Here is a 15,197-nt window from a genome sequence, read left to right as displayed (position 1 = left end):
TTATGGCATTTGTGTGAGTTTTGTGTAATGTTTAACTATTTAAAAACGTTAAGTAATTAACGCTAAAAGAGGTCGCCGCTAATATAGCGATAAATAAAATCGAGTTTTGGGCCGAATTTTGTTAAACTGCTGCTACGCTTAAGGACGTTTTATTAACTGCTGATTTTGACACTTTATGATATCTGATAGTATGCCCGCATCAATGCCCAACTCTCAGCAACAACCAACGTTTGATAATGCGTTGACGGCTGAAGTATCGCCTGTACTGGCTCAGCAGCGTCACATCATGGCGTTAATGGGTCTTGATATTTGGGTACAGCGTGACACACCAACACGCAGTGTTGATTATGAAGCGATTTCTAAGCAGCAAAGCCGCCTGCAGATGGCGCAGACTTATAGACTGAATGACTCGCAGCAGCCAGTGGCAGGCGAGCAAACAACGTCAGACCCCTCAGCATTATCTGGGTGGAATCAGGGTCCGTCTTCTACGCAGCCTTATTTAAATCCAACAGTTGAGTCTAATCAATCGGCAAATGGTTTATCCAGCCTGCAATATCAGCAACCAACTGTTGAGCAAAGAGAGGGTCAGCCTGAATCTAATCCGCATCAAAGCCGTGAGAAGTTACACCACAACCCGATTGCTGCGTTAAAAGAAAAAATTATCCCTGATGCGGAAGCGCAAGAAGCGGCGGCTGAAAACAAAAAAACCAAGATAGAGTTGGTGGATGCCTTTGATATTCTGGGTGTTCATTATCAAAATTGGGTGCTACTGGTCAATGCCAAAGCTTTAAGTGAAAGTGATGCGGCTGTCTCCCAGTTATGGGATAGCCTATTAAATGCACTATCGCTTAAGCCGCAGCATCAGAAATTCCCAATCTGTGAAGGCATTATGGACAAAGAATCTGCCAATGCCAGTGTAGCCGGATTTATCTTCTGCCTAGCCAAAACAGACAAAGTTAAGGTGGCAGCACTAACCGATTTGCCTAAAGGTATAGAGGTCAATCAAATGGTATCGACGCCATCATTAGCAGACATGCTAGCCGATAGCCGCCAGAAAAAGGTGTTGTGGCAGTTGTTAAACGATAACTAATTCATCGTGCTACTATCCGCTATTTAGCTAATTTTCCATTATTTCCTATAAAATTATCTTCTCTAAAACCTTTCTTTAATCAATCGGTCATCAAACGCGAATAATTATCCATACTGTACAGTAGCGGATATCAAGCTATTAGCGCTATTTATCTAATATCGGTTTGTATTATACTTATAGCGCTATTGTCTATTATAAAAGACGGTAAATCATCTTTTGTAATGGACAGTAGACGCTGCATTTCCCCTTATTCTTATTTTTAGTAGGAACATTATGAGTAACCATCCTTCAACATCAACTGAAAGTTTGCACCGTTTACATAACTTTTGTGCCGGTCCTGCCTCGTTACCGACCGAGGTTCTATTAAAGGCACAGGCCGAAATGCTAGATTGGCATGGCAAGGGTGTGTCAGTGATGGAAATGAGTCACCGTAGCAGTGACTATGTGGGTGTTGCAGGACGTGCAGAGCAAAGCTTACGCCGCTTAATGCAAATACCAGACAACTACAAGGTATTGTTCTTACAAGGCGGTGCGACGTTGCAATTCTCAGCCATTCCGCTTAATTTATTGACCGATAAGGGCACCGCTGATTATCTAACCACAGGAGCGTGGTCAGGCAAAGCCATCAAAGAGGCGAAGCGCTATGCTGCTCTTGGCTTAGGTGAGGTTAATGAGGTGGCTTCAAGCAAAGACTCAAATTTCACAACCGTTCCAGACAGAAGGGATTGGCAGTTGACTGAGGGCGCGCAGTATTTCCATTATTGTGCCAATGAAACCATCCACGGGGTGCAAATATTCGAGACGCCAGAGGTTGATGCACCGATTATTGCTGATATGTCCTCTTGTATCTTATCTGAGCCAGTTGATGTGTCCAAGTTTGGTCTGCTTTATGCCGGCGCGCAAAAGAATATCGGTCCAGCAGGTTTGGTTATTGTGATTGTGCGTGAAGATCTGATTGGTAAAGCGAGCAAATGGTGCCCTGCATTAATGGATTATGCCAATCAGGCCAATAAGGATTCGATGCTTAACACGCCAGCGACGTACTCTTGGTACTTAGCAGGACTGGTATTTGAATGGTTAGAGGAGCAGGGCGGTTTAGAGGCCATGTCGAAGCACAATCATCAAAAGGCAGAGCTGCTTTATAAAACCATTGATGACACTGATTTTTATCAAAATAATGTGGACATCCGATATCGCTCTATTATGAATGTGCCCTTTACTTTAAAAGACAGCAGTTTAGATGCGGCCTTCCTATCTGAAGCAGAGCAAGCCGGACTGCTTAATCTAAAAGGTCACCGCGATGTGGGCGGCATGCGGGCCAGTATTTATAATGCGGTGAGCCTTGAGTCTGTTCAAGCTTTATGCGACTTTATGACAGCATTTGCTAAAAAGCACGCTTAGGATAATCTCGATACGGATTTTCGGAGAAATAAATGAGTCACTGGGTTAGCAAGTTTAAATACACCATTATGGCAGCGACTTTGCTGTCAAGTGTGTTAAGCATGGCTGCGCAAAATGCGGCTGCTGACCCGATTACCGTGACAGCACTGGCGCAGAACAGTAGTGCCTCTTATACCGGCGTGACTCATTTACCGTATGCCAATCCAAAGGCGCCCAAAGGCGGTACATTGTCATTGGCAGCGATAGGGACGTTTAATAGTGCCAATCCATGGATGACCACTGGTGTTGCCATGTCGGGTACACAGTATCTGTATGATACTTTGATGACCAGCTCGTTAGATGAGTCATTTGTGATATATCCACAGTTGGCAGAAAAAGTCACCTACGACCCGGATGACACCAGTTGGGTGATTTATCATATTCATCCAAAAGCGAAGTTCTGGGATGGCACGCCAGTGACTAGCGATGATGTGAAAGCTACTTTCGATGCGTTATTGACTAAAGGACCGATGCACATTCGTAGTTATCTGGGCTCCATTGATAGAGTCGAGGCACTGGATAAGCATCGGGCTAAGTTTTATTTCAAATCTGATGATAATAAAGAAATTCTGCTAATAGTTGGCCAGTTTCCTATTTTTGGTAAAGACTCAGTTGATAAATACTTCGATACTTTGACCCTAAAACCGCTGCTCGGTAGTGGACCTTATAAGATTGCAAAGCTGCAAGAGGGGCGAAGTGTCACTTATCAGCGTGACCCTAATTATTGGGGCCAAAATATCATGGCCAATAAAGGGCGCTTTAATTTTGATTTTATTAAATACATTTATTACGGTAATGAAGAGACCGCTTTAGAGGGCTTTAAAGTTGGTCAGTATCAGTTCCGTCAAGAGAGTGTAGCCAGAAAGTGGGCTACGGCTTATAATTTTCCGGCAGTCAAAGCGGGACTGATTAATAAAGAAGAGATTGTGACCACCACGCCTGTGGTGATGCAAGGTATCGTGATGAATCTGCGTCACGATATCTTCTCGGATATTCGTGTACGACAAGCGCTGACCGAGGCGTTTGATTTTGAGCTGATGAATAAGACGTTGTTTTATAATCAGTATGAGCGTTTGGATAGCTATTTTTATGGCTCAGAATTGGCAGCAACGGGTAAGCCGGATAGCCAAGAGATGGCAGTACTAAGGCCATTACTGCCCAAGCTTGAACCGATTCAAAGGCAAGCGGCAGTACAAGAGTGGCAGTTGGCTAAGTCAGATGGACAAGGTTATCACCGTGAAGCGTTACTGCGAGCACGTCAAAAGCTATTAGATGCCGGATTCTATTATCAAGATATGAAGCTGTATCAGCCAAATGGTGAGCTGGCCAAGCTTGAGATATTATTGGCGAGTGACAAGCTCAGCCGAGTGTTTTTACCTTATGTACGCAATCTAAAAAGATTAGGGTTTGATGCCTCTATTCGTTTGGTGGATCAGCCGCAATATTTGGAGCGTCTTCGCCGTTTTGATTACGATATGATTATGGCCCGCTTTCCGCAAAGCTTATCACCGGGCAGTGAACAAAGTTATCTGTGGGGCAGTGCGTCGGCAGATGAGATCGGCAACAATAATTATAGCGGCATCAAAAATGAAGCCATTGATGAGGTCATTGCCAAGCTGACTTATGCGAAAAGCCGTGAGGAGATTGTCCTTTACACCAAGGTCTTAGATCGACTACTACGGGCAGGCTATTATATTGTCCCCATGTACGGCACATCGCGTACCCGAGTGGCTTATTGGGATAAATACCGTCATGTTGAAGATTTGCCAGACAATGCCATCGGAATAGATTATTGGTGGGTAGATAAAGCAGCTGAGAATAAAGTGACTAATTATTTGCACTAGAGGGTTGTTAAATAAATTATTAAACCACAGTTAAAGGGTTCAATAATTAAAAGACAATATCTAAAAAACACTAGATAAGCAAGCGCTTATAAGTTAAATAGATAAGCGCTTTAAATAGATAACTGCTATAAATAGGGGCTATAACAATCTAAGCCGGCAGGTCACATCATGCGTCAGAGGTGGTATCATAAGCCGCCTAAAATACATTTAATTAACAGGAAGCGGTATGAGCTTAATTATCACGCCTATTCGAACGTTTACAGATAACTATGTTTGGGCATTAGTCAACGATACGAATAAACAAGCGATTGTGGTAGATCCGGGTCAAGCAGGTCCGGTAGCTCAATACATTAAAGAGTATGATCTGGATTTGACAGCAATTTGGATTACTCACCACCACCATGATCACATTGGCGGTGTGGCTGAGCTACGTGAAATGTTCCCCATGACCCATGTGGTGGCAGGCGCAGAGCACAGCGTCAACCCAGATCAAGTGGTCAAAGAGGGCAGCTCTATTAATGTGTGGGGTTACTCCACTCAAGTTTGGGCAGTGCCTGGGCATACTGAGCATCATCTGGCCTATATCTTAGAAAAAGACGGTCAAAAGCAAGTATTCTGTGGGGATACCTTATTTAGTGCTGGCTGCGGCCGTGTCTTTACTGGGACCATCGAGCAGTTATTCGACAGTTTAAAGCGCTTTAATAAACTACCCAAAGAGAGCTTATTTTATCCGGCTCACGAATATACCGCAGCCAATCTTAAATTTGGCTTGACGATTGAGCCTGACAATAGAGTCATGCAGCAAACGTTGGTAGAAGTTGAAGAGATGACTGCAGCAGGTAAGGCATCATTGCCCGTCACCCTAGAGCATGAAAGGCAGGTTAACGTATTTTTGCGTACCGATGAAGAGAGCGTGATTGAAGGTGCCAGCAAGCAGCAAGCCTTACCAGATACCAAGCCATTGACCGTGTTTAGTGCGCTGCGTTCGCTTAAAGATAACTTTTAACGTCTAAATAAATCAGGTTCTTTAGACTTAAAAATAACCAGTGTTTAATATCAAAAGCGGATCGCTGCCATCGATGGCAGCGATAAACAGATAGGCAATACAGTTAGGATTTAACATTATGGGTCGTTATATTTTAAAACGTCTATTGCTGATTATACCGACGCTATTTTTGATTTTATTGGCTAACTTTGTCTTAGTGCAAGCCGCACCGGGTGGTCCTGTTGAGCAGCAAATCGCTCAGATTGAGCAGGCACAAGTATTCGGGGATGCTGTCGGCACCCAAATGAGTAGCAAAAACGGCCTAGAAGAAAGTGGTTATCGCGGCTCACGAGGTCTGTCTGATGAGATGGTAGAAGCCATCAAAGCTCAATATGGATTTGACAAGCCGGCACATGAACGGTTCTGGCTGATGATAAAAAGCTATGCCCGTTTAGATTTTGGTGAGTCATTCTTCAAAGGCAAGCCGGTTACTGAACTCATTATCGATAAACTGCCTGTGTCGATATCGTTAGGGCTTTGGAGTACGCTGCTGATTTACCTGATTGCCATACCACTGGGTATTTATAAAGCCATGCATAATGGTTCGGGCATGGACAAATTAACCGCGGTCATGTTGGCTGTGGGTCATGCTGTACCAGTTTTTGTATTCGGGGTTATTTTGTTAGTGCTATTTGCTGGTGGCAGCTATTGGCAACTATTCCCTTTGCAAGGTCTCGTCTCCGAGAACTTCGATCAGCTTAGCGCTCTTGGTAAGATTAAAGATTACTTTTGGCATTTGGCGCTGCCACTAATTGCCAGTACGGTTGGCGGTTTTGCAGGGCTGACTTATCTGACCAAATTTAGCTTTATGGAAGAGCTATCCAAACAATATGTGCTAACTGCTAGAGCCAAAGGGCTTAGCGGTAACCGCGTATTATATGGTCATGTGTTTCGCAATGCCATGCTCATTATTATTGCTGGCGTGCCTGCCGCTATTGTGGGTATCTTTTTTACCGGTAATTTCTTGATTGAAATCATATTTAAATTAGATGGTCTTGGACTGCTTGGCTTTGAGGCAATTCAACAGCGTGATTATCCGGTTATCTTTGGTACCTTATTTATCTTTACCTTAGTAGGGTTATTACTACAGCTTATCAGCGATATCAGCTACCATCTGATTGACCCTAGAATTGACTTTGAGGGGCGCTAATCGATGACAGCAACCTCAAATACGCCAAATGCAAACCCACCAAATAACAATAATGTGAACAATCCTGCATCTGAGGTGGCCAAACCCTCTTGGATTAACCCTGTGTGGCGCGCACGTCTTAACCGCTTTAAAAGAAACAAACTGGGCGTTATTGCGCTAGGATTGTTTCTTATCATATTCGTTATCTGTATGGGCGCTAATTTTGTCGCTAATGACAAACCCTTAGTTGTTAAATATCAAAATGGCTGGTATTTCCCTGTTTTTAAGGCCTATCCAGAAACAGCTTTTGGCGGTGTGTTTGAAACCGAAGCCAATTATAAAGACCCTGCGGTTAGACAGATGATTGAAAAGTCAGGCTTTATGGTCATGCCGCCCATCGAGTTTGCTGATCAGACACCTAGCGTGGAGATTGCACAGCCTTATCCGGCACCGCCTAATGCGGCTAACTGGCTCGGTACCGATGATACAGGCCGTGATGTGCTTGCCCGTATTTTATATGGTATGCGTATCTCCTTGTTGTTTGGTTTAGCACTGACGATAGCAGGGTCACTAATTGGGATCGTGCTCGGAGCAGTACAAGGCTATTTTGGAGGTTGGCTTGATTTAATTGGTCAACGCTTTATGGAAGTGTGGGCAGGGCTGCCGCAGCTGTTTATGATTATTATTCTAGTGAGCTTATTTAGCCCAAGCGTTTGGGTATTATTCGGCCTAATGCTGTTATTTGGTTGGATGAGTTTGGTGGGACTGGTTAGAGCGGAGTTTTTGCGAGCACGTAATTTTGATTATGTTAGAGCAGCACGTAATTTAGGTGTGTCAGATACACGTATTATGCTGCGTCATATTCTGCCCAATGCGCTAGCATCAAGCTTATCGCAGCTGCCGTTTATTTTGACTGCTAATATTATTGCACTCACCTCGCTAGATTTTTTAGGCTATGGGCTACCACCAGGCTCACCCTCGTTGGGCGAGCTGATGACACAAGGCAAGAATAACCTAGATGCCCCTTGGTTGGCCTTATCGGCATTTTTTAGCTTAACCATTGTGTTATCACTGTTGATATTTATTGGTGAAGCCTTGCGTGATGCGTTCGATCCAAGGGGTTAGATTCAGATAGTTCTATATTAATTATTGCCGCTGTTTCACATTACTGGCAACGGAAGTTGATGGTGTATTCAAAGTCATCATCACGTGATAAATCTGGCTTACCAGAACCAAGGACAACGCCTGCGATAGAACCTACTTGGTCAATCATACGGCCGGTACGCTCATCAAATACGCCATTATAGGTTACCTTATCGGTTAGGATAATCGGTTGACGGCGACCACAGGTCTTACTCGCACTGGCTAAAGCATTTTCTTGAGCCTGTACTTTTGTTTTGCCAATACCTGTGGTTTCAAAGGTAGAGTTTGCACGCTGCATTACAGGCGCAGTCGGTGTTGACTGACAGGCAGCAAGAGCTAGCGTAGCAGCGGCCAAAAACCCTAAAGTGGTTAGTTTGGTTGTTGTGTTTGATACAGAAATAGTCATGGTTAACCTTCAAAAAAGTATGTTAATGATCCGTTATTAGCTTACGCCATTATAAAGGATTATAGTGTCATAAACGCTAAGATGTAGGATAAAAGTGTTGAGCTTGTTTCGGCAATGTAACATAACAGACAAGAGTTAAATTCAATCAAGCCACCGGTTAACAGAGGGTTACCCCCTTTTATTTTAGTTTTGCTAATATAGCAGTCTCATTCAAAGTGCTATGCCTTTAAAGTAGAAAATATAGCCATTATTGTTGATAAATAAAACCATTTCACTCGATAAAAATAAGCCATTATTATGACAAAGAAAACAGAAATATTACTTATTGACGGTCCTGCTGGCAAACTTGAAGTTGAAGCGTTATGGCAAAATGAGAATCCAGAAGATCCAGATACCAAAGCTGTGGCCTTACTGTGTCATCCGAATCCATTATATGATGGCACTATGAAGAACAAAGTGGTCACTACCTTATTTAATTTTGCCCGCGATGAAGGCATGCATGTGGTTCGTTTTAACTTCCGCGGGGCAGGGAAGTCAACCGGTGAGCATGACTATGCCAAAGGCGAGATTGACGATGCAATGGCTGTGCTGCAATGGATTAGCCAAAAGACACCGGCCAGAAAACTATGGCTTGGCGGTTTTTCATTTGGTGGATATATTACCGCCCGTGTGGCCGAGCAAGTGATGGTAACGCCGCACATTTGGGGCTTAGATGATATGGAAATTATCAAAGTGGTATTGATGGCGCCATCGGTTGAGAATAATGATGCCACCGACGTTGCGTTGCCGACCAAAAAGACCATTCAAATATACGGCGATGCAGATAGAGTCATTAGCCCAAGCTGTATGCAGCAGTTCGCGGATGACAAGCAGATTGAAGTGCATATTGTTGAAGGCGCAGGACACTTTTTCCATGGCCGTCTAACTGAGATCAAGTCGTTACTTGAGCAATATGCGGTTTAGAGTTAGCGGTTTGAGGTTGCACATAGGTTAATACACTAAGATTATTAATGAATACATACGACATTTATGAGTCATCAGTTTAAGGGAATGGTTAAGCCACATGAATAAAACGCCAATACAAAAATATGAAGCAGCGGTTGCAACTGAAGAGTTTAATCACGATCCTATTCAACATGAAGCAATGACGTATCTCGATGGTGTCTATCATCAGTTACTTGAAAATACTGAAGAGAAAAAAGGTCTGTTTGGCTTTTTTAAGTCTGAGCCGACACCGCCAAAAGGGTTATATATGTGGGGCGGGGTAGGACGTGGTAAAACATGGATGATGGACATGTTTTTTGAGTCTGTACCACTACAGCGTAAAATGCGTATGCACTTTCACCACTTTATGCAGAGAGTACACAAAGAGCTCAATCAGTTGCAAGGCAGTAGCGATCCACTTGAAAAAGTGGCAGATATTATTCATAAAGAAGCGGTATTAATCTGCTTTGATGAGTTCTTCGTCTCTAACGTCTCAGATGCGATGATATTGGGTGATTTATTCACCATGCTATTTAGACGCGGCATTACCTTGGTGGCGACTTCCAATATTGAGCCATCAGGTCTCTATAAGGACGGGTTACACCGTGATCGCTTCATGCCGGCAGTCGCTGAGCTTGAAAAGCACACCACGGTGATGAATATTGATTCGGGTATTGATTACCGTCTGCGTCTGTTACAACAAGCTGAGCTGTATAAATCGCCGCTGACTAAAGAAAATAGCCATTGGCTGGTTAACCGCTTTACCGCACTGTCTAATAATCAGAAAGTCTCAGAAGAGCCTATTGAGGTTAATGGTCGTATGATTAAAATCAATGCGCGCACAAAAACAGTGCTGTATTGTGACTTTCGTCAATTGTGTATGGAGCCACGCTCGGCCAATGACTTTATTGAGATTGCTAATAACTTCACGACAGTCTTGGTAGATAATGTACCGGCATTAAGTGATGTGTTGCGTGATCCGACTCGCCGCTTTATTTATATGGTTGATGAGTTTTATGATCGCCGTGTGAAGCTGCTGATTCGAGCAGAACAGACGATATTAGACTTGTATCAAGGTGAAAAGCTGGCGTTCGAAATTGAGCGTACTCGGTCACGTCTACTTGAGATGCAGTCTGAGGATTACTTAAAGCTTGAGCATCGTTTGGATGTTCAGCAAGCGCCTCAATAAAGATATATTAGTCTAATCAAATAAAAAGGTTGATTTAGCACATGCTAAATCAACCTTTTTATTTGCCTATTTATTACTGGTATCGCTTTAGGCTGTCTATTAATAAATTTTGTTAGAAATAAAATTAATTGACGATGGTATTAAATGACACATTAATAGCTTTGTGAGCGGGAATAAGTTTGATATCCCAACGCAATGATTTATATTCTGAAAACGGAACTTTTTCCATTCTACCCTTCACAATTCTCATTAATGGGATATCGGTATAGTTATGATAATCAACAGAGCCTTGCACACTAGGCGGATAAGCTTCACCGGTAAATTCAGTATTGGCAGGAATGGGCAGAGTAACGGTGGTGTTTTGAATAGGGCGGTCAAGCATGTTGTTATAGGTCGCTCTATACTGAATAACGGTGCCGACCTTTGCGGTATTAACCGGTATATAAACCTGTTGTCCTGCACTGTTAACCACGATTTTCCCTGCGGTTAAGCTCATTTTTAGAGCGTCGTCTGCTTTAGCAGGTTGGGCAGAAAAAAGGCAGAAAAAAGTGCTGCTTAGCAAGGTATAGGTTAATAACTTACTCTTAGGGGCGGTAATAAATCTCATTAGCCTTGAATTAACTGCGGTCAAGATAAACTCCTTTTTAATACTCGTTAACACGCTCAAAAGCTGCATATATCTTCAATGTATATGGGCAACGTTGGTGTCTAAAAACGGAGTATTAGGTGATAGATCAACTAATCCAACTCGCTCATGATAAGCGCCTTAATCATTAATAATGCTCATTATTTAGGCTGCCGGCTACTAGGCTAGGTATGGTCATAATAGCTGTTTCTTAATTCAATTTTATTACAAACCCTAAAGTAAAGCGAGATGTCTTGAGCGTAAAGCCGACGATATTTGCGGATGTTCAAGTCATTTATGCCAATAAAGGTTGTGAGTGATAGCGGTTGATTATTTTATATGTATTATTTTTTGGCCTAAATATGATAATAATGATAATTTTAGTATATTCGCTATTTATTAACTAAATACTTATGCAATTGCCATTTAATTGAAGCGATAGATAAAGGCTATACTTTGACGATATACTAAGGCCGTTACAAGCGTTAACTCAAATTAGCACTTTGTATGATTTATAATGCTAAAGAGGTGTCATAAATAATGAGATGGGCACACTCTACAATTAAAACTCAGGGATAATAAGTATGAATTACTACAACGACGTGGATGGCACTGAAACTCAGGAATGGCTTGATGCCTTTGAATCAGTTATCAAACATGCCGATAAAGATCGTGCCCAGTTCTTACTAAAAGCACTTTATAACATGGCAGTTCAAGAAGGTCTGCCATTTAACCGTCTAGATACTGCTTACGTCAATACGATTCCGGTAGAAGATGAGCCGACTTATCCAGGCGATCTAGGTATCGAGCGAAAGATTCGTGCTTTGGTTCGCTATAACGCGCTAGCAATGGTGATGCGTGCTAACCAAAATGATGATGACTTAGGGGGTCACCTAGCAACATTTGCGTCAAGTGCAACCTTATATGAAACAGGTTTTAACCACTTCTTCCGTGCTGCTAGCGATCATTTCGGCGGCGATATGATTTATTATCAAGGTCACTCAGCGCCGGGTATCTATGCCCGTTCTTTCTTAGAGGGCCGTTTGACCGAAGAGCAGTTGGTTAATTTCCGCCGTGAAGTAGGTGGCAAAGGTCTATCAAGTTATCCGCATCCTTACTTAATGCCAGATTATTGGCAATTCCCAACCGTGTCTATGGGTCTTGGCCCCATCATGTCAATCTACCATGCCCACGTTGATAAATACTTGATTAACCGTGGTCTGCTTAAAGATGAAGGCCGTAAAATTTGGTCATTCTTAGGCGATGGTGAAACTGATGAGCCAGAAAGCTTGGGCGCTATATCATTAGCTGGCCGTGAAAAATTAGACAACCTAATCTGGGTGGTGAACTGTAACTTACAGCGTCTAGATGGCCCAGTTCGTGGTAACGGTAAAATTATCCAAGAGCTTGAATCTGTGTTCCGCGGTGCTGGCTGGCGTGTGATTAAAGTCATTTGGGGCGGCCGCTGGGATAGCTTGCTTGATAAAGACTACACTGGTGTACTTAAAAAACGTATGGAAGAGACGGTTGATGGTGAATATCAGCTGTATGAGGCCCGTGATGGTGCGTTTGTACGTAAAGAGTTCTTTGGTAAATATCCAGAGCTTGAAGAGATGGCTGAACAGTTAACAGATGACGATATTGTGCGTCTAAACCGTGGTGGTCATGATCCAATTAAGGTTTACACCGCCTTTAGTGAAGCGATGAAAACCAAGGGTCAACCAACGGTTGTACTTGTGAAAACCGTTAAAGGCTATGGATTATCTGCTCAAGCGCAAGCGGTAAACAAAGCACATCAAATTAAGAAGATTGATAAAGAAGGTCTGGTTTATTTCCGTGACCGTTTTGATCTACCTTTCACTGATGAAGAGTTAGAGACGCTACCTTTTTATCGTCCTGATGAAGATTCTGCAGAAATGAAATATCTGCGAGGTCGCCGTGAGTCATTAGGTGGTCATTTGCCTAACCGCCGTAGTGGTCATATTCCACTAAATATTCCTGATTTATCTATCTTCGATAGAATCTTAAAAGGTAGTAACGGTAAAGAGCAATCAACGACAATGGTATTTGGTCGTCTGCTTGCTGCGATGTTAAAAAATAAAGACATCCAAGACCGTGTGGTACCTATTGTACCTGATGAGGCGCGTACCTTTGGTCTAGAAGGTATGTTCCGTCAGTTCGGTATTTATTCTTCTGCCGGTCAAACCTATACCCCAGAGGACAGCGATGCCTTGATGGGTTATAAAGAAGCCAAAGACGGCCATATGTTAGAAGAGGGCATTAACGAGGCCGGTGCGATGAGTGCGTGGATTGCGCTTGCGACCAGTTATTCAGTTAACGCTTTACCAATGATTCCGCTTTATATTTACTACTCAATGTTCGGTTTCCAACGCGTAGGCGATCTAGCATGGGCGGCAGGTGATTGTCAGGCTCAAGGCTTCTTACTAGGCGGTACAGCCGGTCGCACGACTTTAAATGGTGAGGGTCTACAGCACCAAGATGGTCATTCACATATCTTATTTAGTACGGTGCCTAATTGTGTGTCTTATGACCCATGCTTTGGCTATGAGTTAGCAGTGATTATTCATGATGGATTACGCCGCATGTACGCAGAGGGTGAGCGTATTTATTACTACATTACCTTGATGAACGAAAACTACGAGCAACCTGCGATGCCAGAGGGCGTAGAAGAGGGTATTAAGCGTGGTATGTATCTGTTAGAAGACAACAGCAATGCTCAAGGCAGCGCCCATGTACAGTTATTAGGCTCAGGGGTGATTTTACGTGAAGTTCAAAGAGCCGCACGTATCTTACAAGAAGAGTTTAATGTCAGTGCGAACGTTTGGAGTGTGACCAGCTTTAACGAATTAACCCGTGACGGTATGGCGTGTGATGACTACAACCGCTTGCACCCAATGGAAGAGGAGAAAGTGCCTTGGGTAACTGAACAATTAGCCAAACATGAAGGTGTCGTTGTTGCTGCAACAGATTATATGCGCAATTATGCAGAACAAATCAGAGGCTGGTTACCAGATAGCCGTCCTTACACCACGTTAGGTACTGATGGTTTTGGTCGTTCTGATAGCCGTGAGCAGCTACGTAACTTCTTTCATGTAAATGCTGAACATATCGTTGTTGCTACGCTTAAACGCTTAGCCGATGAAGGCGAAGTGGATATGCGGTTAGTGAAAGATGCGATTACCAGCTTAGGTATTGATGTTGATCAGCCACCGGCATGGCAGCAGCAGCCACACTTTGACCATTTCCCAGATGCTCCAGCACCAACAGAGATCAACCCAAATCCAGTTCCAGAGTATGTGGAAGAAGAGGATGATGAGATTGATACTGAAGGTCGTGCAGAAGACAAAGCAGATGCATCGCTGTTGAACGATGACGATATTGAAGAATAATCGACATTAAGTTATTCGGGCTTATGCAAGCTTATAGTTAAATCAAATCTATTAAGCTTGCATAAGTATCCGTTAACAACAGAGGCTATCTATTGTCTATAAATAAAAATATCTATAAATAAAACAGATACTCATAAAAGCTGGAGAAAAAAATGGAAATTAAAGTGCCCGATTTGGGAGTAGAAAGTGCTGAGGTGAGTGAAATCTTCGTCTCAGTGGGTGATACTATAAATGAAAACGATAATATTGTACTATTAGAATCTGACAAAGCAGCGGTCGAAGTACCAAGTTCAGCAAGTGGTACAGTGACTGCTATCAACGTTTCAGTTGGTGATTCAGTTAGTGAAGGTGTGGTTCTAATTGAGCTTGGTGCCGATAGCGGTTCAGAGCAGAGTAGCGATGATAAAGACGCTGATACCGAAGAATCTGATGTAGCTGATGCAGCTTATGACAGGGATGAGGCGCAAGCTGAATCATATAGCAAGTCAGAGGCGACCTCAAGTGATGAGGAGCAAGAGGATGATACGGACGATGCGCCATCCGGTTCTGGCGAGTCAGTCACTTATGCCTTACCAGATTTAGGCGTGGATGAAGCAGAAATTGCTGAAATCATGGTCAGTGTAGGTGACAGCGTAGAGGCTGAGCAGTCGCTGTTATTGGTTGAGTCTGATAAAGCATCAGTAGAAGTACCATCACCAGTTGCCGGTACTGTTGAAGAAATTTTAATCTCAGCAGGCGATACTGTGGCCAATGGTCAAGATTATATGTCTCGTCCTAAAATAGGTTGATGATTTAAAACAAGCCAGATACCCCGTGTATCTGGTTTTTTCTATGCAGAACACCCATAACTTTGATGAAACTCGAAAGGCGTTCTCATATTCAAACTTAAATG

11 protein-coding genes and 1 pseudogene are annotated in these 15,197 nt (G+C 43.0%); 10 read left to right on the top strand and 2 right to left on the bottom strand.

Annotation, left to right across the window (positions count from 1 at the left end; translation table 11 throughout):
• Positions 1–190: 190 nt before the first annotated feature.
• From AC2SLM_RS11340 to AC2SLM_RS11315, 6 genes are all read left to right on the top strand, one after another.
• On the top strand, positions 191–1,090 hold the full coding sequence (locus AC2SLM_RS11340; RefSeq protein ID WP_486553948.1) for a hypothetical protein: 900 nt from the start codon (positions 191–193) through the stop codon (positions 1,088–1,090).
• A gap of 273 nt (positions 1,091–1,363) precedes the next feature.
• Positions 1,364–2,491 (top strand): 3-phosphoserine/phosphohydroxythreonine transaminase, encoded by a 1,128-nt coding sequence (gene serC / locus AC2SLM_RS11335; RefSeq protein WP_486553947.1) that lies wholly within the window; start codon positions 1,364–1,366, stop codon positions 2,489–2,491.
• Positions 2,492–2,523: 32 nt separating this feature from the next.
• On the top strand, positions 2,524–4,374 hold the full coding sequence (locus AC2SLM_RS11330; RefSeq protein ID WP_486553945.1) for an extracellular solute-binding protein: 1,851 nt from the start codon (positions 2,524–2,526) through the stop codon (positions 4,372–4,374).
• Positions 4,375–4,600: 226 nt separating this feature from the next.
• Positions 4,601–5,380, top strand: coding sequence for a hydroxyacylglutathione hydrolase (gene gloB / locus AC2SLM_RS11325; protein WP_486553943.1), 780 nt, complete (start codon positions 4,601–4,603; stop codon positions 5,378–5,380).
• 118 nt (positions 5,381–5,498) lie between these two features.
• On the top strand, positions 5,499–6,569 hold the full coding sequence (locus AC2SLM_RS11320) for a microcin C ABC transporter permease YejB (protein ID WP_486553941.1): 1,071 nt from the start codon (positions 5,499–5,501) through the stop codon (positions 6,567–6,569).
• A 93-nt stretch (positions 6,570–6,662) separates the two neighbouring features.
• Positions 6,663–7,673, top strand: a complete 1,011-nt coding sequence (locus tag AC2SLM_RS11315) for an ABC transporter permease (protein ID WP_486553962.1) — start codon at positions 6,663–6,665, stop codon at positions 7,671–7,673.
• 40 nt (positions 7,674–7,713) lie between these two features.
• On the opposite strand, the gene AC2SLM_RS11310 is transcribed toward AC2SLM_RS11315, so the two are convergent.
• Complete coding sequence (locus AC2SLM_RS11310; protein WP_486541325.1) at positions 7,714–8,097, bottom strand: hypothetical protein; 384 nt, start codon at positions 8,095–8,097, stop codon at positions 7,714–7,716.
• A 297-nt stretch (positions 8,098–8,394) separates the two neighbouring features.
• Between AC2SLM_RS11310 and AC2SLM_RS11305 the strand changes: the two genes are divergently transcribed.
• Positions 8,395–9,060, top strand: coding sequence for an alpha/beta hydrolase (locus AC2SLM_RS11305; protein WP_486553939.1), 666 nt, complete (start codon positions 8,395–8,397; stop codon positions 9,058–9,060).
• A 100-nt stretch (positions 9,061–9,160) separates the two neighbouring features.
• Positions 9,161–10,270, top strand: coding sequence for a cell division protein ZapE (gene zapE, locus AC2SLM_RS11300; RefSeq protein WP_486553938.1), 1,110 nt, complete (start codon positions 9,161–9,163; stop codon positions 10,268–10,270).
• Positions 10,271–10,394: 124 nt separating this feature from the next.
• On the opposite strand, the gene AC2SLM_RS11295 is transcribed toward zapE, so the two are convergent.
• A complete protein-coding gene (locus tag AC2SLM_RS11295) occupies positions 10,395–10,901 on the bottom strand; it encodes a hypothetical protein (protein WP_486553936.1) in 507 nt (168 codons plus the stop codon).
• Between the two features lie 578 nt (positions 10,902–11,479).
• Between AC2SLM_RS11295 and aceE the strand changes: the two genes are divergently transcribed.
• Together aceE and AC2SLM_RS11285 are read left to right on the top strand one after the other, a co-directional pair.
• On the top strand, positions 11,480–14,305 hold the full coding sequence (gene aceE / locus AC2SLM_RS11290) for a pyruvate dehydrogenase (acetyl-transferring), homodimeric type (RefSeq protein WP_486553934.1): 2,826 nt from the start codon (positions 11,480–11,482) through the stop codon (positions 14,303–14,305).
• A gap of 152 nt (positions 14,306–14,457) precedes the next feature.
• Positions 14,458–15,072: pseudogene (locus AC2SLM_RS11285) on the top strand (biotin/lipoyl-containing protein); the annotation flags it as partial.
• Between the last annotated feature and the right edge of the window lie 125 nt (positions 15,073–15,197).

It is taken from the genome of Psychrobacter sp. CX16 (assembly GCF_057396245.1).
The sequence above is the reverse complement of the archived record's forward strand: the minus strand, read 5'-3'. Positions and strand labels throughout refer to the sequence as shown.